The sequence below is a fragment of the Nostoc sp. genome (genome assembly GCF_036917235.1).
Taxonomy (GTDB): Bacteria; Cyanobacteriota; Cyanobacteriia; order Cyanobacteriales; family Nostocaceae; genus Nostoc.
The window spans coordinates 1-24,087 of sequence record NZ_JBALDU010000046.1 but is presented as its reverse complement, the minus strand read 5'-3'; the positions used below and the strand labels follow the sequence as shown (position 1 = coordinate 24,087).

The 24,087-nt window shown below is 41.6% G+C and carries 26 protein-coding genes; 12 read left to right on the top strand and 14 right to left on the bottom strand.

What is annotated here, in order from left to right; translation table 11 throughout:
* Positions 1–25: 25 nt before the first annotated feature.
* The 4 genes from V7K44_RS15555 to V7K44_RS15540 are packed head-to-tail and all read right to left on the bottom strand — an operon-like array spanning position 26 to position 2,040.
* On the bottom strand, positions 26–589 hold the full coding sequence (locus V7K44_RS15555) for a Uma2 family endonuclease (protein ID WP_334932855.1): 564 nt from the start codon (positions 587–589) through the stop codon (positions 26–28).
* 34 nt (positions 590–623) lie between these two features.
* Positions 624–1,037: a type II toxin-antitoxin system VapC family toxin gene (locus V7K44_RS15550; RefSeq protein WP_334932854.1), complete on the bottom strand. Its 414-nt coding sequence runs from the start codon at positions 1,035–1,037 to the stop codon at positions 624–626.
* Complete coding sequence (locus tag V7K44_RS15545) at positions 1,034–1,273, bottom strand: type II toxin-antitoxin system Phd/YefM family antitoxin (protein ID WP_334932853.1); 240 nt, start codon at positions 1,271–1,273, stop codon at positions 1,034–1,036. The genes V7K44_RS15550 and V7K44_RS15545 overlap by 4 nt, the downstream gene beginning before the upstream one ends.
* Positions 1,274–1,308: 35 nt before the next feature.
* A complete protein-coding gene (locus tag V7K44_RS15540) occupies positions 1,309–2,040 on the bottom strand; it encodes an ABC transporter ATP-binding protein (protein ID WP_334932852.1) in 732 nt (243 codons plus the stop codon).
* A gap of 177 nt (positions 2,041–2,217) precedes the next feature.
* Between V7K44_RS15540 and V7K44_RS15535 the strand changes: the two genes are divergently transcribed.
* Entirely contained in the window at positions 2,218–3,069 is an 852-nt protein-coding gene (locus tag V7K44_RS15535) for an Rpn family recombination-promoting nuclease/putative transposase (protein WP_334932851.1), read from the top strand.
* 2 nt (positions 3,070–3,071) lie between these two features.
* Here V7K44_RS15535 and V7K44_RS15530 read toward each other — a convergent pair whose 3' ends face one another.
* The 7 genes from V7K44_RS15530 to V7K44_RS15500 form a co-directional block, all read right to left on the bottom strand.
* Complete coding sequence (locus V7K44_RS15530) at positions 3,072–3,884, bottom strand: ABC transporter ATP-binding protein (RefSeq protein WP_334932850.1); 813 nt, start codon at positions 3,882–3,884, stop codon at positions 3,072–3,074.
* 125 nt (positions 3,885–4,009) lie between these two features.
* Entirely contained in the window at positions 4,010–4,933 is a 924-nt protein-coding gene (locus V7K44_RS15525; protein ID WP_334932849.1) for a branched-chain amino acid ABC transporter permease, read from the bottom strand.
* Positions 4,934–4,986: 53 nt separating this feature from the next.
* The gene (locus V7K44_RS15520; RefSeq protein ID WP_334932848.1) at positions 4,987–5,589 is read right to left on the bottom strand and encodes a Uma2 family endonuclease; all 603 of its coding nucleotides are present in this window, start codon (positions 5,587–5,589) and stop codon (positions 4,987–4,989) included.
* A gap of 14 nt (positions 5,590–5,603) precedes the next feature.
* Positions 5,604–6,554 carry a branched-chain amino acid ABC transporter permease gene (locus tag V7K44_RS15515; RefSeq protein ID WP_334932847.1) on the bottom strand — a complete coding sequence of 317 codons (951 nt, stop codon included), beginning with the start codon at positions 6,552–6,554 and terminating at the stop codon, positions 5,604–5,606.
* Positions 6,555–6,561: 7 nt separating this feature from the next.
* Complete coding sequence (locus tag V7K44_RS15510; protein ID WP_334932846.1) at positions 6,562–7,824, bottom strand: ABC transporter substrate-binding protein; 1,263 nt, start codon at positions 7,822–7,824, stop codon at positions 6,562–6,564.
* Positions 7,825–8,091: 267 nt separating this feature from the next.
* Positions 8,092–8,415 carry a DUF6464 family protein gene (locus tag V7K44_RS15505; RefSeq protein WP_334932845.1) on the bottom strand — a complete coding sequence of 108 codons (324 nt, stop codon included), beginning with the start codon at positions 8,413–8,415 and terminating at the stop codon, positions 8,092–8,094.
* 228 nt (positions 8,416–8,643) lie between these two features.
* On the bottom strand, positions 8,644–9,150 hold the full coding sequence (locus V7K44_RS15500) for a hypothetical protein (RefSeq protein WP_334932844.1): 507 nt from the start codon (positions 9,148–9,150) through the stop codon (positions 8,644–8,646).
* A gap of 273 nt (positions 9,151–9,423) precedes the next feature.
* Here V7K44_RS15500 and V7K44_RS15495 point away from each other — a divergent pair, with 273 nt between their 5' ends.
* The gene (locus V7K44_RS15495; protein WP_442940695.1) at positions 9,424–9,894 is read left to right on the top strand and encodes a GNAT family N-acetyltransferase; all 471 of its coding nucleotides are present in this window, start codon (positions 9,424–9,426) and stop codon (positions 9,892–9,894) included.
* 167 nt (positions 9,895–10,061) lie between these two features.
* Here V7K44_RS15495 and V7K44_RS15490 read toward each other — a convergent pair whose 3' ends face one another.
* From V7K44_RS15490 to V7K44_RS15480, 3 genes are all read right to left on the bottom strand, one after another.
* Entirely contained in the window at positions 10,062–11,192 is a 1,131-nt protein-coding gene (locus V7K44_RS15490; protein WP_334932879.1) for a CO2 hydration protein, read from the bottom strand.
* Between the two features lie 112 nt (positions 11,193–11,304).
* Positions 11,305–12,810 carry an NADH-quinone oxidoreductase subunit M gene (locus V7K44_RS15485; protein WP_334932842.1) on the bottom strand — a complete coding sequence of 502 codons (1,506 nt, stop codon included), beginning with the start codon at positions 12,808–12,810 and terminating at the stop codon, positions 11,305–11,307.
* A 101-nt stretch (positions 12,811–12,911) separates the two neighbouring features.
* Positions 12,912–14,768, bottom strand: a complete 1,857-nt coding sequence (locus tag V7K44_RS15480) for an NAD(P)H-quinone oxidoreductase subunit F (RefSeq protein WP_334932841.1) — start codon at positions 14,766–14,768, stop codon at positions 12,912–12,914.
* A 657-nt stretch (positions 14,769–15,425) separates the two neighbouring features.
* Between V7K44_RS15480 and V7K44_RS15475 the strand changes: the two genes are divergently transcribed.
* From V7K44_RS15475 to psb34 (V7K44_RS15425), 10 genes are all read left to right on the top strand, one after another.
* On the top strand, positions 15,426–15,734 hold the full coding sequence (locus tag V7K44_RS15475) for a carbon dioxide-concentrating mechanism protein CcmK (protein WP_012410633.1): 309 nt from the start codon (positions 15,426–15,428) through the stop codon (positions 15,732–15,734).
* Positions 15,735–15,826: 92 nt separating this feature from the next.
* On the top strand, positions 15,827–16,171 hold the full coding sequence (locus V7K44_RS15470) for a carbon dioxide-concentrating mechanism protein CcmK (RefSeq protein WP_010995041.1): 345 nt from the start codon (positions 15,827–15,829) through the stop codon (positions 16,169–16,171).
* A gap of 6 nt (positions 16,172–16,177) precedes the next feature.
* Complete coding sequence (locus tag V7K44_RS15465) at positions 16,178–16,480, top strand: EutN/CcmL family microcompartment protein (RefSeq protein WP_094327600.1); 303 nt, start codon at positions 16,178–16,180, stop codon at positions 16,478–16,480.
* Positions 16,481–16,554: 74 nt separating this feature from the next.
* Positions 16,555–18,567 (top strand): ribulose bisphosphate carboxylase small subunit, encoded by a 2,013-nt coding sequence (locus V7K44_RS15460; protein ID WP_442940694.1) that lies wholly within the window; start codon positions 16,555–16,557, stop codon positions 18,565–18,567.
* A gap of 86 nt (positions 18,568–18,653) precedes the next feature.
* On the top strand, positions 18,654–19,427 hold the full coding sequence (locus V7K44_RS15450; RefSeq protein WP_334932839.1) for a transferase: 774 nt from the start codon (positions 18,654–18,656) through the stop codon (positions 19,425–19,427).
* Positions 19,428–19,484: 57 nt separating this feature from the next.
* The gene (locus V7K44_RS15445; protein ID WP_334932837.1) at positions 19,485–20,273 is read left to right on the top strand and encodes a BMC domain-containing protein; all 789 of its coding nucleotides are present in this window, start codon (positions 19,485–19,487) and stop codon (positions 20,271–20,273) included.
* Between the two features lie 246 nt (positions 20,274–20,519).
* Positions 20,520–21,461 carry a LysR family transcriptional regulator gene (locus tag V7K44_RS15440; RefSeq protein WP_334932835.1) on the top strand — a complete coding sequence of 314 codons (942 nt, stop codon included), beginning with the start codon at positions 20,520–20,522 and terminating at the stop codon, positions 21,459–21,461.
* A 121-nt stretch (positions 21,462–21,582) separates the two neighbouring features.
* The gene (locus tag V7K44_RS15435) at positions 21,583–23,208 is read left to right on the top strand and encodes a mucoidy inhibitor MuiA family protein (RefSeq protein WP_334932833.1); all 1,626 of its coding nucleotides are present in this window, start codon (positions 21,583–21,585) and stop codon (positions 23,206–23,208) included.
* 257 nt (positions 23,209–23,465) lie between these two features.
* Positions 23,466–23,636, top strand: a complete 171-nt coding sequence (gene psb34, locus V7K44_RS15430) for a photosystem II assembly protein Psb34 (RefSeq protein ID WP_289798921.1) — start codon at positions 23,466–23,468, stop codon at positions 23,634–23,636.
* Positions 23,637–23,869: 233 nt separating this feature from the next.
* A complete protein-coding gene (psb34, locus tag V7K44_RS15425) occupies positions 23,870–24,019 on the top strand; it encodes a photosystem II assembly protein Psb34 (protein ID WP_334932831.1) in 150 nt (49 codons plus the stop codon).
* The last annotated feature ends 68 nt before the right edge of the window (positions 24,020–24,087 follow it).

Sequence of the window (24,087 nt, the reverse complement as noted above, 5' to 3'; positions counted from 1 at the left end):
ATTAGATGTGAATAGATACAATTGCTTATAACTTCAACCATTCAAATAATTGCCCTACAGTTAATTGAAAATCGCTAACTAAATCGGGAACTGGTAATATTTCTTGTTCTTCTTGTAAAAGTTCTGGTTGCTGCTTTGGTGGATAAACTAAAACAGAATGCTCATCTGGATCAATCAGCCAACCGAAGCGACTACCATGTTTTAAACAATGTAGAATATTTCCGGTTACTTTAGTCTGGCTTTGATCAGGCGAAAGAATCTTAATTGTCCAGTCTGGATATGTCTTAAAGACATTTGCCACTTCTCCACGCTCGTCTAATAAAATCCGTTCCCAAGCAAAGACAGCTATATCAGGGACAATTGAACGTCCGCCAAAAGTACATCGCAATTCTGGAAATGCAAGGGCAATTCTTTCAGGTTTGGTTACAGAATTGATATTACTGACTAGTTCACCCTGAAGAATACTATGTTTTCCCTGTGGCATTGGCTTTTGAATAATTTGACCGTTGATGTATTCTGAGTTAGGCTTCGTTTCTGGTAGTTTTAAAAAATTCTCTAAAGTTAGGGGTTTAGTTGGTGATTTTACCATCTGCTTGTACTTCCTAATTTTTTACATATAACAATCATATATCGTTTAAAATTTTAACTGGGTAAGCACAAATTGCATCATCGACAGTCACAATAGTAAGGTCATGCTGCAAAGCTTGACAAATTAGCATTCGGTCAAACGGATCGCGATGGATATTAGGAAGCTTGCTAAGTTGTACAACACTATTCTCTGTTAAAGGAAGACTAGTAATAAAATGCCGCTCACGCTGTATCGGCAGATAAATCTCAGGTGATTGAGGTAAAGGTAATTTGCCTAATTGATACTTAATGGTTGCTTCCCAAATAGAAATTATACTTAGATATACATCATTATCAGTATTACGAATAATCTCTATAAACGTATTTGACAAACGGCGTTGGCTATGCCCGCCGAAGGCATCGCTACTAATAAACCAGAGAAAAATATGGGTATCTAGTAGGAGTTTCATTTACCCTCAAACTCACTTAGAATATTCTCTGGCAGTGGTTCATCAAAATCATCGGGTACAATAAACTCTCCTGCACAGAGTCCGAATGGTCTAGAGAGATCGGGTGCTTTTACCGTCGGTTTAATTTCAGCAATTGGCTTTCCACCACGTATAATTACAAGAGTTTCCCCAGCTTCAACGCGCTGAAGGTAGCCTAATAAGTCACGTTTTATTTCATCGACACTAATCCAGTTCATAAGAAATTTATTGGATTATTACTCTACTATAATCATCACCCTAAATAAGCTTTTTTAACTCGCTCATCACTAATCAATTCTGATGCTGCACCTGTTAAAGTTATAGAACCAGCCTCTAGAACATAACCTCGATCGGCAATTTGCAGCGCCAGATTTGCATTTTGTTCAACTAATAGAATAGTCACGCCTGTAGCACGGAGATTTTCAATAATAGAGAAGATTTCTCGGACGATCGCAGGTGCTAAACCTAAGCTAGGCTCGTCTAAAAGTAAGAGTTGTGGTTTACTCATTACAGCACGTGCGATCGCTAACATTTGTTGTTCACCACCGCTGAGGGTTCCTGCTAGTTGATTGCGTCTTTGTGACAAGCGGGGAAATAGCTCAAATTGGCGCTGAATGTCTGCCTTTATCTCCGCTTGATTGGAGCGAATATAAGCACCCAAAAGCAAATTATCAAATACTGTTTGCCGCGCTAACACTCTGCGTCCTTCAGGACAATGGGCGATACCAAGTTGTACAACTTCGTGAGTTTGGCGACGGGTAATATTATGTCCATTATAGATAATTACGCCACTCTTAGGATTAACTACTTTAGATATGGCGCGGAGTGTAGTCGTTTTTCCAGCACCATTAGCACCAATTAGAGTAACTACCTCGCCTTTTTGAATAATTAAATTAATCTTTTTTAAAGCTTGGATACCGCCATAATTAACATCAAGTTCTTGAACTTCTAAAATTGTATAGTTTGGCTTACTCTCGGCTTTCATGGGCGGTTTAGATCCAGAAATGTTGATTCAAAACCTAACATACATCAATCATACATTTCTTAAAACAGTGCGTAGGCGTACCCCATCGTAAGACATTGCTGAAACTTCAAACCAACGCCATAATACCGCAATCTTTATGATGTACCATTAATTACTGATAAAGATATCAAGAGTCCAGTGGGAAAAGCAGTAGATATTGGTAGCAAGCGACTAATTAATTTAGCTCCCGATGCATGGGTAAAATGGGTGACACAGCGTCCTGAAGTTGTGGCGAAAGAAATTCTCGGCTCTGAGTTTCACTGGATTAGCCGCGAAACAGATGTGTTGGTGAAAGCATACAGTGCCACTCACGGGGATTTTTTGGTACTAAATGAACTACAGTTGCGTTACACGGCACAGATGCCTCTACGGATGAGAGCCTATGCTGCCTTGGCACAAGAACGCTACCGATTGCCAACTTACCCAGTACTGATCAACATTTTACCGCCCCCATCCACCTTAACGATTGTCAATAGTTACGAGCAGGAATTTTTGGGATTACGTGCCATCCAAGATTATCGCGTAATTAATTTGTGGGAAATCGATGCTAAGATAGTGTTTGAGCAACCACTACCATCGTTGTTACCCTTTGTGCCAATCCTGCGAGGTGGGGGAGAGGTATCAGTTGTGCAACGCGCACTACAGGCGCTAAGAGCAGATGCACAGTTGAACCAATTAGAATCATTGCTGGCATTTTTTGCTAGCTTTGTGTTAGATACGCCTTTAGTGCAACAAATCATGAGGTGGGATATGGCAGTATTGCGAGAATCGCCTTGGTATCAAGAAATTGAGCAAAGAGGTATTCAGCTAGGTCTTCAGCAGGGTGTACAACGGCAGTTAGTACGAGTATTGCGACGACGCTTTGGTGAAATTCCTCATGAAGTAGAAGCAAGGCTTGAGGGCGAAAGTGTGGAAAAATTAGAAAGCTTAATGGATAGCGCGATCGCTGTCAGTTCTTTAGACGAATTTGTAGTAATTATGTCTACATAAATTCATTCATTTCCCAAATAAGCTTCAATTACAGCCGGATCGCTTCTAACAACTGCTGGTTCACCCAAAGCAATTAATTGACCAAAATCTAACACCGCAATGCGATCGCACAAACCCATAACCAAGGGTACATGGTGTTCTATAAGGACGATCGTCAAATTGAAGTCATTGCGCAGGCTACGGATAAATTCACTCAATTGCTGCTTTTCGTTGGGGTTCATTCCCGCCGCCGGTTCGTCGAGAAGTAAGATTTGCGGTTGTAATGCTAAAGCGCGGGCAATTTCTAGCCGTCGCTGATCGCCGTAGGCAAAGTTTTTGGCTTTTTCGTGGGCGCGATCGCTCAATCCCACCAAATCTAATAAATCTAAAGCTTTTTGCTTAGTCTTCAATTCTTCACGAGGCGCTGGTGGTAATCCTAAAACACCTGTAATCATATTACTTTTAGTGTGTAAATGTCGGGCGATTATCACATTTTCTAACGCCGATAATTCTCCAAATAAGCGGATATTTTGGAAGGTACGGGCGATACCTAAAGCAGCAATTTGATGGGGACGCAATTGAGAAACTTCTGCACCTTGATAAATTAATTTACCGCTAGAGGGTGGAATGAAGGCAGTAATCAAATTAAACAGTGTTGTTTTGCCCGCACCATTAGGGCCAATTAATCCAAAAATCTCATGTTGATTTACACTAAAAGATACATTATTTACCGCCACTAAACCACCAAAGCGGCGAGTTAATGCTCTTGCTTCTAAGACAATACTGCTGTTAGTTTCTGGAGTCCCGGATGATATCATGTCCGCCAAATTACCCATAATAAAAGAACCCCTCCCCGCTCTTCGGGAGGGGAGCTAAAGCGCAGCTTTGGCGGGGTGGGGTTCCGGGTATTATGTTTAATTGCTCGGACATCATGTAAAATTTCTGCATATTATTAGATAGTTCACTTTTGGTTTTTATGTCTTTGAAAAATATCTGGAGTAATTAGCCCTTGGGGGAAAAAGATTGTACCTATTACTATCAAAAAGCCAAAAATAATTAATCTACCATCTCGCAAAAACTGCGCTAACCAACTAGGTAAACCACCAGTATCAGCTAGGCTTCGCAGAATCTCTGGTAAGGCTGTAAATACCATACCTCCGACTACTGGCCCTAAAAAACTTCTCGAACCACCAATCAAAACAAAAGTTAAATATATAATACTGCTATCAAAAGTACCTTGACGAGCATTCCAGGTATTGAGGAAGTGAGCACTAATTGCACCTACAACCCCTGCAAGCATAGCCCCTAGTGTAAACGCCAAAACTTTGTAATAAGTGGGATCGATTCCCATTGCACCCGCAGCTAATTCATCTTCGCGGATCGCGATAAAAGCCCTTCCTGCGCGGATGCGTTCTAAACGATAAAGTAGCACCATACTAATTAATAGTAAAGGCAGAACAATCCATAAATATTCAAGTTGTGTTTGGAAAGGTTGAGGAATGCCAAAAATACCAACAGCACCGCCTGTAATGTCTAAATTGAGGGAGATGACGCGCAGAACTTCCACAAAAGCGATAGTTGCGATCGCTAAATAAATTCCTCGCAATCTCAATGCTGGAATTCCCACCATTACACCCAATAATCCAGAAATTATACCAGCAATTAACATCTCCAATAACAACAAGGGAATTGGAAATAAACTACTGCTAGATGTAAAAAATTTTGTGGATAAAATTGCTGCAATATATCCACCTAAAGCATAAAATCCTGGACTAGCTAAAGACAATTGTCCTGTCATTAGCGGTAAGTAAAGCGATAACCCTAGTAACGCCCCCAATACCATAGAGACAATTAAAGAAGCGTAAGTAGCGAAGAAATCAGCCATTTTATTTAATATATTTTGATTAAACTTAATCAAACTATCGCTTTTATCAACTCTTAAGCTGTTAATATTTGCTCTGCTGTCAGCGCCAGTTCAGGAAAAGTTCGCGATCCAATTCGTTCTGAACCTCTAAAGTGTGTACATTGGTATTTCCCCTCATCATCTAATAGAAAAACAAATACAGCCGGAACTTTTGGATTTCCCAAATACTCTCTTAGCCCAATTGCCAAATAATCTACAATCCAATATTCTGTAATACCTAAACGTTGATATTCATCTAATTTATCAATGTAGTCATCTTCCCAATTAGTTGATGTAACTTCTACAGCTAATTGGATAGGTTCTTCAAGTGCAGCATAAGCAGAACGATTTGATCGCCATTTATCTTTATCTATGACACTTACATCAGGCTTGCGTCCTTGCTCTATGCCATTAGCAGTTATAGTTTTAAAGACTGCTGTATTTTTTACTACGTAATTCAGATTTAGACGTTTAATTTCATCTTTGAAAGAGTCAGCCGTAAAGTCAGCTACATCATCATGATTTCTAGTTGCACGCACTTCTACAATTTCTCCATCGACAAGTTCATATAAACCTTCCTCTGGACACTCTTCTAAAAATTGGTCAAAAGTTAACTTTTGTTTGATGTATGTTTTCATCGCGCTACGTCTCTTTAAACTTTCTGAATAAATCGTCGTCCTAGCAAACCTTGGGGTCTAACTAATAGCATAATAAACAAAATACCAAAGGCTACTGCGTCTTTATACCCAGAGAATTCAGCAGGAACAAATGCCTCGACTAATCCAATTACCAAGCCTCCCACCACTGCACCAGGAATACTACCTAAACCACCTAAGACAATTACTGCTAAACCCCGCAAACCAAAAGCAATGCCGAAATATGGCCCTGCAATACTAACACTAGAGGCAACTAAAGTTCCTGCTAATCCTGCCAAAAAACTGCTGATGAAGAATGTTAGGATGATAAAGCGATCGCTATTAATTCCTAACAAACTAGCTGTAGTTGGATCTTCTGCGATCGCTTGCATTGCCTTACCATATTTAGTTCGATTGATAAAATAGGTAAGAATTGCCACGATCCCTACTGACACAGTAAAAATTACCACCTGAACACTGCGAATCGGGATTGGGTTTTCTGGACTCCCAAAGTTAATCGCAGGTGGCAAATTACCATAAGTATTTGCGGGGTATGTATAACTTTCCGCACCTATTAAATACTGGATTAAATTCACAATTACCACTGCTACTCCCAAGCTGGAAACAACAGTTAGCAAAGGATCGGAGCCTTGACGGCGCAAAGGTTGAAAAGCAACACGTTCCATCACTACCCCTACCAATCCCGCCAAGGTGCTTCCTAAAATTAAGGCTATAGCAAATGGTAATTTTATCGGCAAGGCTGCATTAGCCAGCAAGCCATTAAATCCAAAGTTCCCACCCATAAGTGCATAAGTGAAATATGCACCCAAGGTAAAAATCGCGCCATGAGCTAAATTAATAATGCCCAAAATAGAATAAACTAAGGTATATCCCAAGGCAAAAATTGCATAGACGCTGCCAATGGATAACCCATTTAATAATTGCTGCAAAAAGAGATTGATATTCATTTAGCAACTATTTTAAAAATGTGAATTTGCCTTGACTACCGTCTTTTTCCATTTTGATTTGGGCAACATAGAAATCTTTTTGCACAACTTCGCCTGTGGGAGTAAAACCAATTTCACCCAATGGTGTATTGTATGATCCTTCAAGTATTTGTTTGTTTAACTGTGTCCGTAATTCTGGTAGCTGTAGTTTGTTGATTTTGCTCTTTTTATCTAAAGATTGGAGTGCTTCGACATAAACCTGCACTGCTGTAAAAGCTTGGGCGCTAAATTGGGGTGGTTCTTTTTTATATTCTTCAATATAGGCTTTACGAAATGCCGCGTTAATTTCACCTGGATGTTCTGGACTGTAGGCTTGAGCAATCAATACCCCATCACATAGTGCTTTACAAACTGGCAATAAATTCGATGTATTTAGACCATTTCCACCGACAATTAAGCCTTTATAACCCAGTTCCCGCAATTGCCTAACTAAATTACCACCATCAGCAGCCAAGCCAGAAATAATTACCAAATCTGGTTTGAGATTAATCGCATTGGTAGCTTGACTTTGAAAATCTGTATCACTGGTTTGGAATTTTTGGACTGTTACCAATTCTAGTCCTTGATCCTTAACTGTTTGCTGAAAAATTTCCGTTTCTGACTTGCTAAATGCATCATTTTGGGCGTAGAAAACTGCGACTTTTTTCAGTTGGGGATTTTGTTTAAGTGCAGCTTTCACCGAATTAGGCGCAACGATGGAAACTGGTGCAGAAACACGAGCAACGTAATCACCAATTTCAGGAATATTTTTAGCAGTATTTGATGGGCCAATAATTGGTACTTTTGCCCGTTCGCCAATGGGATCGGCACTAAAGGCTTGCTGTGACAAAGTTGGTCCGACAATTCCAATAACTTTATCTTTATTAATTAGAGTTTGAAAAGCGTTAATTGCTCCTGCTTCATCACCGCTAGTATCTTGAAAAACTAATTTAATTGGTGTGCCATTAACACCACCTTTACTATTGAAATACTTCTGGGCAAGTTTGGCTCCAGCGACTTGCTCTTGACCCAGTAATGCCACATTGCTAGTTTGGGCAACACCAATACCGATGGGAATAGCACCTGATAATGTACCCGTTGTCGCTGGGGTAGTGGTTGCAGTGTTATTTGGGGTACTATTTGGAGTATTAGTTGGAGAATTTGTCACTGTGGTAGTGCCACCACCACAACCTGTTAGTAGCAAAGCGCAAGTTGATAATAATGCTGTTGTCCGAGCGATCGCGTTGTTCATCGTTGGATAGTCATCTAGTTATGAGATATTCGGCAAGAGTTAATAGCAAAGTTCACCATCTGCAAACAAAATGATGCAGATTTACACTTTTGCACGAATTCTATTAAATCATTCTTATTTCACCATGCAAAGAGAAATATTCAAAGTGCTTGTAAATACAAATTATTATAATTAGTAATGATTTTATCATTCCCTGGTTCTAGTGCTATGAAGTCGCTGGAAAACTATCCGCGTAATTTTAGGTCGGTTGATATTAAGTAAGAAATCTTAAGTGCTTTTTTCATTACCAGTTAATTCTCTAGGTTCGTAGTGACGGCAACCGTTACATGGGCCTTCGGGATTGATAGCACAGCGGATGTAGCCAGACCTAGCATTAAACTTGCAGCTGATATCGCCAATTAAATAACCCACGCCTTCTAAATAATAGCGATCGCCTTCCACAGGTCTGACGTTGTGCCGTCCCTGTACCACTGAAAAATTCATGGCTGCTTGCCTCATCCGCAAGCGCGATCGCTGGGTTCTACGGATCATCCACAGGGAAAACAGGGACGGTAAAAAACCAACGGCAATCACTAAAAGTGTCTTTAACACCTTCTTTTTACCTCTTCTGTGCGCTGATTGATTGTCCCTGATGTTACACTCTGGTTTTACGGAAGTGCAAATATTAGGGCGGCTTTGTTTCTTTGTCACCAACTATGGTTGCAAAGAAATAATGGCAGTGTGCTATCTAACAATTTTGAGAAATAAGTTCCTTCTGCCACTTCAATCAGCATAACTGTTACAACCTTAAGGGTGAGATGCCGTTGAATGTTGATAATTTTAAGATTTGTTGACTAACACCTTTTTGAACAAGCATTTTGTGTCACCCTCAGCTCCATTCTTGTTTTTTGTCTGTGGCTGCGATGCTAATCTTTTTTTGGTTTGCTGACGAAGTTGCTGTGCTAACTGTGTGGCTTCCCTTTCGGCTCGGAATAAATCAACTCTTCGCGTCGTCAGAATAAATGAGTTGTCAGACTTTCGTTTCACCCAAGGAACGCTAACTGTAAAATACTGGCAAATATTTTTACATGGTTCCTGATTTAGAACTGGGTAACTTTTTTGAGTATTTAGGGTGTTAGCGATCGCTTTCAACTTGAATATCGCTGCTTCTAACTCTCCTGCCATCTGATTGATACGTTCAACTTGTGCAATCAAACGCTCTCCTTCGCTGATGATTTTTTCCTCTTGGGGTCGCAGTGGCACTATAGCAGTAGTTACAGATTTCGGCTGCAACAACGAAACTTTTCGCAAAATAGGCTTTTTGTCCGTGTCTTGGATTTTTTTCATACCACCTCAAACAAGGCTAGCTGACTTGTAAGGCATTTTAGCAGTAAATAGTACTTTTGTACTAAAAAATAATTTATCTTGAACGTCAGCGAATTTCAAAGTCCCTCTCCCAAGCTTGGGAGAGGGATTTAGGGTGAGGGCTTTTGATTCATGCCAGAAGTCTATTCTGATGAAGCGAGAATAGCGCCGTCAAATATGCTCCACTGTGGAAACATTCAGACTCATCAACACTGATAATATTCTTAATTAGAGTTAGCGATCGTTAATTACTTTATGAGAATAAGAATATACGAAATGCCTGATACCCAACAAATTATGAAATTGTTCTACGACACTATTCATGAGGTGAATATTCATGATTATACAGAAGAACAAGTAGCTGCTTGGGCACCAGCAAATATGGATATTGAAGTTTGGGTTAAAAGTTTAGGAAGTAAGTTTACTTATGTAGCAGAAGAACAGAGTAAAATTATTGGTTTTGGAGAATTAGAAGCTAATGGTCATATTGACCGTTTCTATTGTCATAAAGATTTTCAAAGGAAAGGTGTTGGCAAGAAAATCTTAGAACAGATCGAATTAAAAGCACACTCTTTAGGAGTGGAAAAGTTATTTACAGAAGCCAGTATTACAGCTAAACCTTTTTTTGAGAGTCAGGGATTTATTGTTATCAAAAAGCAAGAAGTGGAGCGTAGAGGGCAAAAGCTGATAAATTTTGTCATGGAAAAACACTTCAAAAATTACTAAATTCATCGAATTTAATTAATTTAAAAAAATTGTTCTAGCTTATAACAGTTCTCGGTTAAATGAGGTACAAGAACCTCTCCTCGCTTGTGGGGAGGGGTTCTTGTACCTCATGTGATTAGTGCGCTCAAATTACTTGAATGCCTCGTGAGTAATGGTGGAATCATCTGTCATTTATTCACATCCAGCAACCGCGAAGTTTGTAACCGACTCATCCACTTCTCTAAATAAACTCGATTACCTTTTTGCTCATTGGGATCTTTAGTATCCAAAGGATGAGGCATCAGTCCCAAAATCGTTGCTGTCGTCACGCAAAACATCGATTTTTGGAAACTTATGCAAATTTGGACTCGCAAATCATCTTCACCCCGAAGACTGCGACGATAAATTTCGTGCAAATACTCTGGAAGATAATGACGCATATCTTGCATCAACAAGGTAGGAGGAATACCCGCGCCACCGATGGGTAAAGGATCGGCATACAATGCACCATATTGAAATCGGGTTTGATCTGGGGGAATTTGATATCCTTGGGCATTATATGAAACAGTACCGTGGAAAGGAGTTCCCCGAAAGAATACTGCTTCTACATAAGGTATTGCTGTATCTGCTAAGAAGGTCAAACCAACACTTTTAGGAATGATTTCATAGACCTTACCTCGAATTTTGACAGCATAAGTAATTGGGTTTGATGCATTTGCCACTAACCCGGCTTTAATGTGTTCTACAACTTGGGGAATCGATTTGATTTCGCCTCGGTCATAGCGGTCTGATAAGTTAAGAAACATATCAGCCATGACTCGCCAGAATTGACCTAAACCGGTGTAGTAAGCAGAGACGCGCAAATGTTCTGTTAAAAAATCTGGAAATAGTTGGTTAATACCCAGAATCAAGGGATTATTTTTAAATTTTGCGTTAATAACAGTTTGCGCTCTTTCTTGAAATTCTGGTGTATCTAAATACGTATCTAGTCCGCCGCCACCGTGCCACATCATGCCTTTCATGCAATATTCGGCATATTCAAAATTAATTCGGTCATGCCACCAGTGACTAAGTAATTTCTGAAAAGAAACCTCTCCATTAAAGTATTTAAAAAATGGAAAAAATACTAAAAACTGATGCTCGGCAATATAGTTAAGATTTTTTGAGTAAGCATCTAAAACTACCCCATAGCTTTTAAGAATACCAACAACTTCCAGCACATTTTCTGGACTATCGGGGAGTAATGCATCTCCTTTTTGTAGACGTTCAATATACTCAGCTAAGGGATTGTGAGTAGCTTTTTTTTTAATAGTTACCATTGCCATCTCTCCAAAAAGTTTAGGGATTGGGGTATTGGGCATTGGGCATTGGGCATTGGCATTGGGCATTAGGAAAACTTTTCCCCATTCCCCATTCCCAATTCCCCATTCCCTATTCCCCATTCCCCATTGCTTTATCCAAGGACACTGCTAATACTACGTTTTGGGTATTTACCATTGCTGTAATTGTTGGTTCAGTCCAACGCACTAACCAACCAGGTTGAATGCCGAAAATCACAATTAGCACAGCTAAAATTGCAGCTGGGGTGCGATCGCTCCAATACACACGTGGTAAGTTGGTAACTGGTGCAGATAAACGTCCAAAAAAGGCGCGGTTGACGAGAATTAAGAAGTAAACTGCTGTTAAACCAGTACCAAGCATACATAACAGAGTTTGCACTGGAAAAACTGGAAAACTTCCCCGATAAACTACGAATTCGGAAATAAACCCTAGCATTCCCGGTATACCAGCGCTGGCCATGACTCCGACAATCATCAAACTACCGATTACTGGCATACCCCGTTCTGGGTTCAATAATCCTTGAATGATTTCTAAATCACGGCTTCCGGCTTTTTTATACACAACCCCTACCAGCAAAAATAGCATGGCGGAAATCAAGCCGTGGCTAATCATTTGCATCACAGCACCTAAAACACTTAAAGGTGTGGCCGCCGCCGCCGCTAAAAGCACGTAACCCATGTGTCCAATGGAGCTGTATGCTACCATTTTTTTCATATCGGTTTGGGCGATCGCACAAGATGAACCATACAGTACACTGACTACTGCCCAAGTCGCCAACCAAGGAGCCAGATAAGCCCAAGCTTCTGGTAACAAGTTCATGCCAAAGCGCAGTAAGCCGTAGGTTCCCAACTTCAACAGCACCCCAGCCAATAGCACGGAAATCGGTGTGGAAGCTTCAACGTGAGCATCTGGCAACCAAGTATGGAAGGGAACCAAGGGAATTTTAATTCCAAAACCGATCAAAATTCCCGCTAGCAATAAAAGCTGTGTTCCTAGAGGTAAAGTTGTCGCGTTCAAGGTTGCTAGTGCAAAGTTAGAGGAACCACTCAGCCAAACCATTCCCAGGAAACTTGCTAAGAGCAGGATTCCCGAAACGGCTGTATAAATAAGAAATTTAGTCGCAGCATAACCCCGTTTGGCACCACCCCAAATGGCTATCAGCAAATACAGCGGAATCAGTTCTAATTCGTAAAACAGGAAAAATAATAGTAAATCCTGTGCTAGAAAGGCTCCTGTCACCCCAGCGCTTAATAATAGTACCAAAGAGTAATAAAATTTAGGACGCTGTAGCGATTCATCGCTGCTGTAGATGGCGATGGCAGTTAACAATCCATTTAAAACCAGCAACGGCAAAGATAAACCATCTATTCCAAGGTTATAGTTCAGCCCTAAAGCATCTACCCAAGGGAGAGACTCAGCAAACTGTTGAGTAATTTCTCTTGGATGGAACTGACTTACTAATACCATTGTCCACAAGAAAGCGATAATGGCAAAGACCAAAGCCACCACACGGGCGAATTTTCCACTGATGCCAGAGGGGGAGAAACCAATTAAAGCTGCGCCGATTAACGGCACTAGAATTAAAACACTAAGCATAGACTTTAGGTAAGGGGAGCAGGGGAGCAGGGGGGCGGGGGAGCAGGGGAGCAGGAGGAGAATAATAACTCCTAACTCCTAACTTCTCACTCCTAACTCGCTTAAAAAGGCAATTTATCTAGTAAACCCAATGACCAACTGATGAAAAAACCCAGGACGCTGACAACTGCTAGGATGGTCAACATATAGCCCTGAGATTGCCCAGAAATGCTGTACTTTAAGGTTTGTCCGCTGAGAATTGTCGCAAACCCAACTAAGTTTACTAAACCGTCAACCAAGTAGCGATCGCTCCAAGCAGAGATTTTAGATAGCAGTGCTACTACACTTACCACGGTTACAAGATAAACTCGGTCAATATAAAAATCATAACCTAACAGGTCTTGCATAAATCTCCACGCCAAGATTCTGGATCTTGACCAAGCTTTGTGCAGATGAACTGTACACCCTACGCCTACCCCCACTACGGTAGAACCAAACAAGGCTAACACCACATACCAATTAATACTTTCCCAATCTGGTAATAAGTACCATTGCTGTAGCATCAGAGGTAGAAGCAGAGTCAGCACTGTCAGAAACACCATTGGGAAGGCCATCTGCCAACCAACTTCTGGGGTGCGACGGGTCTTTTGTTGCGGTTTACCCCAGAAGACTAATCTAAATACTCTCGTCAAATTCAATGCTGTCAAACCATTGACTAATATTAAAACCCCAATTACCCAAGGGCTAATATTCACGAAACCGTCAGCCCATGCTAACATTGCCCAGAAACTTCCTAGTGGTAGCAGTGTTACCATCCCGGCTGAACCGACTACAAAGGCCGTGGTGGTGGCTGGCATCCGTGACCATAAACCGCCCATTTCTGTTAAGTCTTGGCTTTGGGTAGTTAAGATGACTGAACCAGAACTCATAAATAATAATGCTTTGGCGATCGCATGAGCTAACAGCAACATCAAGGCTACACCCCCTTGCTGTAACCCCACCGCCAAAAACACTAACCCCATGTATGCACTGGTGGAATGAGATAGCGATCGCTTAATGTCAATTTGAGCTATAGATACTAATGTGGCCCCAATCGCTGTCACCGTACCCATTACTACCAAGGCATTCAAAGCAACTGGCGATAGGGCTAACAATGGTTGAAATCTATACAGTAAATAAGCACCACCAGCTACGACTAGAGAGTTCCGCATTACCGAGGCGGGGTTGGGCCCTTCCATTGCTTCATCTAACCACAGGTGTAGTGGAAATTGGGCACATTTTCCAGCAGGCCCAGCAATTAGTGCCAACCCTAGCAACGTCGATGTCATTGGACTTAAATTAGCTGTTTGCGCCCACTCATATAAATTTGAAAAGTTCAAACTCCCGGCTAAGGTAGAAAGTGTCACTACAGCCATCAGCAACAACAAGTCTCCCACCCGTTTAGTCCAAAACGCATCCCGCGCCGCCGTTACTACTAGTGGTTGAGCGTACCAGAAACCCACCAGCAAGTAAGTCGAAAGCGTCAAGACTTCCAATAGGGCATAGCTGACAAACAAAGAATCACTGATTGCTAGACCACATAGCGCTGCTTCAAAAAATCCCAGTAGCCCAAAAAAACGCGCCAACGACCAGTCCTTTTCCATGTAACCCAGAGCGTAAACTTGTGCCAGTAAGCTTAACCCTGTAATTAAAACTGTTGCCCCAATGCTGACTGGCGATAGTTCTAAGGAAAAAGATAAGTCTAAATCTGCTGCTTTGAACCAATTGATTAGTAAGTTTTCTGGATCTCTATCCCAGATATTTTTAAATACAAACAGGCTATGGATAAAAGCTAAAACGGTCGTCAACAAGTTGATGTATGCCGCAGGTCTTGGCCCTGTTCGCTGAATTATTCCTATTCCCCACGGCAAGGTCAAAATTGCACCTAATAAGCTATACAAAGGCACAAACCAACTTGTTGAAAATAGAAATTGATCCATTTAAATTTCCCTTGATGACTCAGCCTTGATTTTAAAAAAATTCCAACCAATTATTTATTTAATAAAATTAATTTACCAAAATATCGATGTTTTTTTACTATTATTTTAACTAAACTTCTAGAAGTACTTTTACTTAATGCTACCCTATTAAATATAAGTAAAATATAACTTTACATAAGTAAAAGCATTTACTTGCCTTAATATCACCAACCTTTTTACATTTATATTTCTACTTTAACCAAAGTAATTTATACGATATATTTGAAAAACTTATATATGTTTCACCTAGTCATTGTACACTTAGAAATATTTGAGGAAAGATAGATATAGCAAAACATACAGCCGCTGCTTACCTCTCATCAGATAAGATTAGCCTTGGTTATGAATGTCGTTTTGTAAATGTAATAAAGAAATTATAAAGCATAAGTGGCAGCTCAAGGAATCTGTAAACTTTAATTGCTCAGATGCCTAGATAACTTTTTGTTAAGTTTTTTAAAACTTTCTTATCATAAACTATTATAGTAATTTATATTGCCAGGAACGCCAAGCTTTCCTATGCTTAAGTTGGAAGTGTTTTCTTAGCTATAAGATCAGGCTCTCCCCGTCAAAAAATTCAAACGACAGTACAGATTGCATTAATTTTGTAGGAGTTCTGCGATGCCAATTGCAGTTGGAATGATTGAAACGAAGGGCTTTCCAGCAGTGGTGGAAGCTGCTGATGCGATGGTGAAAGCCGCCCGTGTCACCTTAGTAGGGTATGAAAAAATTGGTAGCGCTCGCGTCACCGTGATAGTTCGGGGAGATGTATCGGAAGTGCAAGCTTCCGTAGCAGCTGGGGTTGAAGCGGCAAAAAGAGTCTTTGGTGGTGAAGTGTTATCCACTCACATCATTGCTCGTCCTCACGAAAACCTGGAATACGTCTTGCCGATACGTTACACAGAAGCGGTGGAACAATTCCGTACTTAAAAGCTGTTTAAACAAAGTAATTAACGCTCTTTGCCTGAAAAGAGCATCACTTTTGTCCAAGGCTAAAAACTTTGAAATAGGGATTAAAACTAATGTCAATTGCAGTGGGAATGGTTGAAACGCTAGGCTTTCCAGCAGTAGTGGAAGCCGCTGATGCGATGGTGAAAGCGGCTCGCGTCACTTTAGTCGGTTATGAAAAAATTGGTAGTGGTCGGGTGACGGTAATTGTTCGGGGTGACGTTTCGGAAGTGCAAGCTTCTGTGGCCGCAGGAGTTGAATCTGTAAAGCGAGTCAATGGTGGACAAGTGCTGTCTACTCATATCATTGCTCGTCCTCACGAAAACCTAGAATACGTCCTCCCAATTCGTTATACCGAAGACGTAGAGCAGTTCCGGGAAAATGTGAATGCAATTCGTCCTTTTGGTAGAAGACCGTAATTTGTAATGCAAATTGCCAAAGTTCGCGGCACAGTAGTTAGCACCCAAAAAGATCCAACTCTTAGAGGTGTGAAACTACTATTGTTACAATTAGTAGATGAAAACGGCAATATCCTACCAGAGTATGAAGTAGCAGCAGATATTGTGGGAGCAGGAGTAGATGAGTGGGTACTCATCACTCGTGGTAGTGCCGCTCGTCAAGTTGTTGGCAATGAACAGCGTCCATTGGATGCAGCAGTGGTGGCGATCATAGATACTATTTACGTTGAAGATCGCCTCATTTACAGCAAAAAAGATCAATATCGATAGTCATTGGTCATTAGTCATTAGCTCTCGACAAAGGACAAATGACTAATGGCAGACAATACAGGAGGAATCTCGCGATGGCAGTCCGCAGCACGGCGGCACCCCCAACCCCGTGGTCAAGGAATTTAGCTGAACCCAAAGTCCATGAAACTGCCTTTGTACATTCATTCTCCAATGTGATTGGGGATGTAAGAATAGGTGCAAATGTAATCGTTGCTCCGGGGACTACGATTAGAGCGGATGAAGGCACACCTTTTTATCTGGGTGAAAACACCAATATTCAAGATGGTGTGGTGATTCATGGGTTGGAGCAAGGCCGAGTAATTGGCGATGACCAAAACCAATACTCTGTATGGATTGGTAAAAACGCTTGCATTACCCACATGGCTCTAATTCACGGGCCAGCTTATGTAGGTGATAATTCCTTCATTGGCTTTCGCTCTACGGTGTTTAATGCCAGGGTGGGTGCAGGTTGCATCGTAATGATGCACGCCTTGATTCAAGATGTAGAGATTCCCTCTGGTAAGTATGTACCTTCGGGAGCGATAATTACCAGCCAGCAGCAAGCCGATCGCTTGCCAGATGTGCAAGATCAGGATAAGGAATTTGCTCATCATGTGGTTGGGATTAATCAGGCATTACGAGCTGGTTATCTCTGTGCTGCGGATAGCAAATGTATAGCACCCATCCGGGATGAGAACGCTAAATCTTATACAGGTAATGGTATCACTGTTTTAGAGTTGGAAAGGAGTAGTGAAGTGTCGAGCAATAGCTTGGGTGCAGAAACAATAGATCAGTTGCGGTATCTATTGGGGCAAGGGTATAAAATTGGTACGGAACACGTAGACCAAAGACGTTTCCGCACGGGTTCTTGGACTAGTTGCCAACCAATCGAACCGCGATCGCTCGGTGAAGCGATCGCAGCATTAGAAAGCTGTGTAAATGACCATAGCGGCGAGTATGTCCGACTGTTTGGCATTGACAAAGATAGACGGCGTGTGCTAGAAGCCATCATCCAACGTCCCGATGATGATGCAAAACCAGCTACCAGCTTTAAAGCGCCGACTAGTCGTAGCAATAGCAGTTACAGCAGCAGTAATGGTAACAGTAACGGCAACGGTTCTAGCAGTGGCAAAGTCAGTGGCGAAACTCTAGAGCAAATCCGCCAACTCTTGGCAGGTGGTTACAAAATTGGCATGGAGCACGTAGATGAGCGTCGTTTCCGTACTGGTTCCTGGACTAGTTGCACGCCAATTGATGCAACTTCCACAAATCAAGTCATCTCCGCCTTGGAAGAATGCATAGCAAGCCATCAAGGCGAGTATGTACGTTTAATCGGTATTGACACCAAAGCCAAACGGCGCGTACTAGAGACCATTATCCAACGTCCAAATGGTCAAGTAGCTTCCTCTGGTGGTCAGAAATCATTTACTACTAGTGCAGCACACTCTGGTACGGGAACAGCTAGCAGTAACCGTTTGAGTTCTGAAGTAGTAGACCAACTCCGGCACTTATTGGCTGGTGGATCGAAAATTAGCCTTGAACACGTAGATGAGCGCCGCTTCCGAACTGGTTCTTGGACTAGTACTGGTCAAATTCAAGCCTCCTCAGAAAGAGAAGCGATCGCAGCCATAGAAGCACACCTCGGCGAATACGAAGGGGAATATGTACGCTTAATTGGTATTGACCCCAAAGCCAAACGGCGGGTATTAGAAACCATTATCCAACGTCCAAATGGTCAAGTAGCCTCCTCTGGTGGTCAGAAATCATTTACTACTAGTAGTGCGCCCTCTGCAACAGCAACAGCAACAGCAACAGCAACAGCTACCCGCTTGAGTTCTGAAGTAGTAGACCAACTCCGGCATTTATTGGCTAGCGGCTCAAAAATTAGCATTGAACACGTAGATCAACGACGGTTCCGTACAGGTTCCTGGACTAGTACTGGTCAAATTCAAGCCTCCTCAGAAAGAGAAGCGATCGCCGCCGTAGAAAGACAAATCGGCGAATATCCAGGGGAATATGTGCGCTTAATTGGTGTTGACCCCAAAGCCAAGCGTCGCGTATTGGAAACGATCATTCAACGACCATAGTAGTGCTGAGTTAAAAGTGCTGTTAGCACTCAGCACTCAGCACTCACCACTCAGAACTACATCCGGCTTCCGAGGTTAAAATTTCCATGTCTGTGCCGCTACTGCGCCTCAGCAATAACTTTGATACTTATATTAGTGGTGAGGTGACTATTCATCCAAGCGCGGTACTTGCACCTGGGGTGATCCTCCAAGCGGCTGTAAATAGCAAGATCGTCATTGGGCCAGGGGTCTGTATTGGTATGGGAGCAATTCTCCAAGTCCATGAAGGCACTCTAGAAGTAGAAGCAGGTGCAAATCTGGGAGCCGGTTTTTTGATGATTGGCAAAGGCAAAATTGGCGCAAACGCTTGTATTGGTTCGGCTACTACAGTTTTTAACTATTCGGTTGAACCTGAACAAGTAGTACCGCCTGGTTCAATTTTAGGAGACACCAGTCGGCAGATTGAGCCAACAAAGCAGCTAGAAGCATCTACAAATAACCCAACTTCTACTACAAATACACCACCGAAGGAAGAGGAAAATAGCTCAGGTGGAGTTAAGGAAAAGGTAGTTTCCTCAACTAACTTCTCAGCTTCGGCTTTTGTAGATTTCAAACAAAACAAGTCGATTTCTTATTTTAAATCTCCCGCCACTCCCAAAAGTCAGTCTCCTCCTGTGGAGGAACCGACCAATGATGCTGACTCCACTTTGGAGTCAGCCGCCGAACCGTCTACAGAACATAACTTAGACCCCAGTCAGTCCGCCACAGAACCCCCTAACGGTTTTGGGACTCAAATTTATGGACAAGGGAGCATAAGCAGACTGTTGACTACACTGTTTCCTCACAGACAATCCTTGAATGACCCAAACCCTGACGATTAGTCAGAGTAAGTGTTAATTGTAAGGTGTCGCCTTTTTCCGTATTTTGGAGAATTCATCATGGAAACATATAATCAACGGTCTATTCGCACCATCCAGGGAGCGAGTAGTCAAGAAACCTTTCAAGATACTGCTTTGGGTTTAGTTTCTACCCGTAGCTTTCCGGCGATCGTTGGGACGGCGGATATGATGCTGAAATCGGCGGGAGTTCACCTCGTTGGCTATGAAAAAATTGGTAGTGGTCATTGTACTGCGATCGTCCGGGGTGGAATTGCTGACGTACGTCTGGCGGTAGAATCAGGAGTGCAAACGGCTGAACAGTTTGGTCAGTTGATTTCTAGTTTGGTCATTCCCCGACCTTATCCCAACTTAGATATAGTACTTCCCATCACAACTCGTTTCACTAAATTAATGCAAGAGGGCAATTCCAGCCGTCTAAGTAATCAAGCAATTGGTTTGGTAGAAACGCGAGGATTTCCCGCGATGGTAGGAGCGTGTGATGCCATGCTCAAAGCTGCTGATGTTCATTTAGCAGCTTATGAAAAAATTGGTGGGGGTTTATGTACAGCTATTATTCGGGGTTCCGTAGCAAATGTGGCGGTAGCAGTAGAAGCGGGGATGTTTGAAGCAGAACGCATTGGTGAATTGAATGCAGTAATGGTAATTCCCCGACCGCTGGACGAAATGGAGTTAACTTTGCCATTAGCAAGCTGCTGGATAGAAGAACGCGAACCGTTAAACTTGCCAGTGAATATTAAAGAACAAGTTGCGGAAATCGAGGTACTAAGATTACCAGACTTAACCAAGCTACCGACAAAAGTTCAAGAAGAATTATGGAATGATGAATGATGATAGATGAATTTTTTACAATCATCTATCATCATTCATCGTTTAGATGGAAGGCATCTTACGCTTTAGCTATTTTGAATAATAGCTTTTTCAATCCATAAATAAAATACATTTATTTTAATAAAGATGATAGAGTTTTGTCTATGATAAACCTCGTAACTTTCTGTGAGCATCACTATATCATTTGCCAGTGTTCAGCAATACTAGTTTTATATCTATTAATCGCTATATATAGGAGAATCACCCTTGAACCAAGCGACGCTGCACCAGTTAAAGGTGTTCGAGGCGGCGGCACGGCACAGTAGCTTTACTCGTGCTGCTGAGGAATTGTTTCTCACCCAACCTACCGTTTCTATGCAGATCAAGCAACTAACAAAATCGGTAGGGTTGCCATTATTTGAACAAGTGGGGAAGCGATTGTATCTGACGGAAGCAGGACGGGAATTATTTGCTACTTGTCGGCAGATTTTTCACAATATAGCCCAGTATGAAATGAAGGTGGCAGATTTAAAAGGGCTAAAACAGGGACAATTACGTTTGGCAGTAATTACAACAGCAAAATATTTTATCCCACGTTTGTTAGGACCATTTTGCGACCTTTATCCAGGGATTGATATCTCGCTACAAGTCACAAATCACGAACAAATTTTGGAACGGATGAGTCAAAATTTAGATGACTTATATATTATGAGTCAAATTCCAGACAATCTCGATGTGACTTGTGAACCATTTCTAGAAAATCCTTTGATAGTCTTTGCACCGACTAATCATCCTTTATCCAAAGAAAAAAATATTCCTATACAACGCTTATCTAACGAACCTTTTATTATGCGGGAACCAGGTTCAGGAACTCGTCGCGCCGTCCAAAAGCTATTTGAAGAAGAAGGGGTAGTAGTAAAAGTCAAGCTAGAATTGGGAAGCAATGAAGCAATTAAACAAGCGATCGCAGGTGGTTTAGGAATTTCTGTTTTATCCCGTCATACCTTACTATCAGACGCTTCAGAGTTCAGTATTTTAGATGTGCAACACTTTCCCATTCAGCGGCATTGGTACATGGTTTACCCATCTGGCAAGCAGCTATCTATCGTTGCTCGTGCCTATTATGAGTATCTACTAGCTGCGGCAAAGAATTTTGTCGAGCAAAAAGCTGATACCGCTTATAGCACGTTTGAACCAATTCATGGATAAGAGAATTCGTAATTCGTAGTTCGTAATTATGAATTACGAATTCTCTAAAGGGGTTGACTGTTAGACCGGTAAACATTGACAATTAACCAGCAGAATCATTAAAAATGGGGGAAAACTGGCAGTGGTTAACCCGGAAATAGCATCTTGGCGCAAAACAGTACAAAGCGAGATTGTAGCTGTTACCGTGTATGCTGACAGAGCATTAGTTACACGGCGAGGTGTAGTTAATTTAACAGGAATTGAACAGGAATTAGTAATTACCCCAGTGCCAATGACTCTAGAAACTGAGTCTATCAGGGTTAGCGGTACAGGTACAGTAGGGGTGCGCTTGATGGGGGTTAGTAGCGATCGCATCTACACTACTGAACCTGTAGCAGAACGAGTAGCACATTTGACAAGGCAAATTCAGCAATTAGAAGCAGAAAAACGCCACCTGCAAGCTCAAGTAGATGCTTTAGCATTGCAATCTAGTTTTATCGCCGGCTTACGTGAAAAAACAGAAGAACCCTTTGCACAAAGTTTGTCGCGGAAAAATCTCAGCCTCAGCGAAACTTTGGATTTTTTAAACTTTCTCGGAAGCCAGTATAGTGAGTATGCGATCGCATCTGGAGAGTGCAAAACCCAACAGCAGGAGTTAGACAAACAACTGCAAGCACTCCACACCTCATTACAAATAATCCAAACGCCCCATCCTAAAGAAAGTTTTAGCTTAGTCGTAGCCATTGAAGTCGCGGGTGAAGGTGAATTTGAATTAGAGGTATCTTACATAGTAAATCGTGCTAGTTGGAATCCGCTTTATGACTTGCGCTTTAGCACTACCAGCGATATTGTGCATCTGAGTTACCTTGCAGAAATCACTCAAAGCACTGGCGAAGATTGGATTGGTGCAAATCTCACCCTTTCTACCGCTAAACCAGGATTAGGTACACTTCCACCTAAACTTGAACCCTGGTATATTGATACGCCACTTCCCCGAAGAGTGCGACAACGATTTGGTGCCCAGCCACCACTGCTGCCTAGCATACCAGAACCACCTGCTGCTGCCAGAGCTGATTGGCAAGAACAAGACGAAGTTGCAGAGGATAGTCTCATCCCAGCAGAAACCGTTACAGCAGAAGTATCCAAAGAAGGTAGTGTAGTTACCTTTAAATTGAATGGCGGTGGTAATATTCCCAGCGATGGCGCACCTCATAAAACTACGATTTTCAACGATGATTATCCTTGTAGCTTCGATTATGTGGCAATGCCGCGCTTGGTTAGCTTTGCTTATCTACAAGCGAATGTGAAAAATAGTCCCAACGGTGCGACTTTGTTAGCAGGTAAAGCGAATATTTTCCGCGACAACGTTTTTATTGGGACAACTCAGTTAGAAAATATTGCACCAGGGCAAGAGTTTAAACTGAACTTAGGAATTGACGAAGGTTTAAAAATAGAGCGCGACTTGGTTGAACGTCTAGTAGATAAAAAATTAATTAGCAACCAGCGCCGGATTACTTATAGTTATCGATTGATAATTACTAACTTACTGGACAAAGAAGTAAATCTAAAATTAACTGAACAATTGCCAGTTAGCCGCAACGAGCAAATTAAAGTACGCCTCAGTCGCAGCAACCCACAAATTCAACTCGGTGAAATGGGGATTTTAGAATGGCTGTTAACTCTTCCAGCCCAAGAGCGACGAGAGATATATTACCAGTTTAATGTTGAACATCCGCCTGATCTAATGGTAGTTAGGTTAGATATTTAGGGAATCCCAAAAATTGAAGGAGGCAGAAAGAGCAAATCAGCTATAGGATTTGGTCGCTCTTGATTTGGAGCCAGTAGCGACGAGTTAAAAGACATCCGGTGTTGGCAGACTCGAATCACTTTGCCAGAATCCGCGATCGCAGATAAGTTAGCTTTATAAGTACCATCAGTATTTTTTTGTCAAGTCGCGTTGACGATTTGTAACAAACTTGTTATATTTATTTACATAAGATAACAAAACAAAGAAGAAAAAAAACTATGTACACCACCACTAACGAAGACGGCATTCTCAACAACTACGCAGCAGAACCTAAGATGTACTACGCTGAGTACCCAGCAATTTGGGAACAACGTAAATACGTTTTACAGGGTCTTTTTGCAACTTTAATCGTCACCGCTTTAGTTTTGGTTGGTTTGAGTGTTAGCTAAGATTGTTTTATTTCAGTATCGCTGTATCTCATCGTCATTCATACTTCTCTCTGTAACCCCGGTTAGTTTCGCCGGGGTTTTTTGTGTTTTACGTATCCCAAACGGCAGTGGTATGCTGATAAGTCAGTTTTATACTTACCATCAGTATTTTTTTGTCAAGTCGCGTTGACGATTTGTAACAAACTTGTTATATTTATTTACATAAGATAACAAAACAAAGAAAAGAAAAAACTATGTACACCACCACTAACGAAGAAGGCATTCTCAACAACTACGCGGCAGAACCCAAGATGTACTACGCTGAGTACCCAGCAATTTGGGAACAACGTAAATACGTTTTACAGAGTCTTTTTGCAACTTTACAGCACTTGCGTCTATTATGAGGTACACTAGATTAAAATATAAATCCTTTTAAATGAAGTCCTACTCTGTCGATCTTCGAGAAAAAATA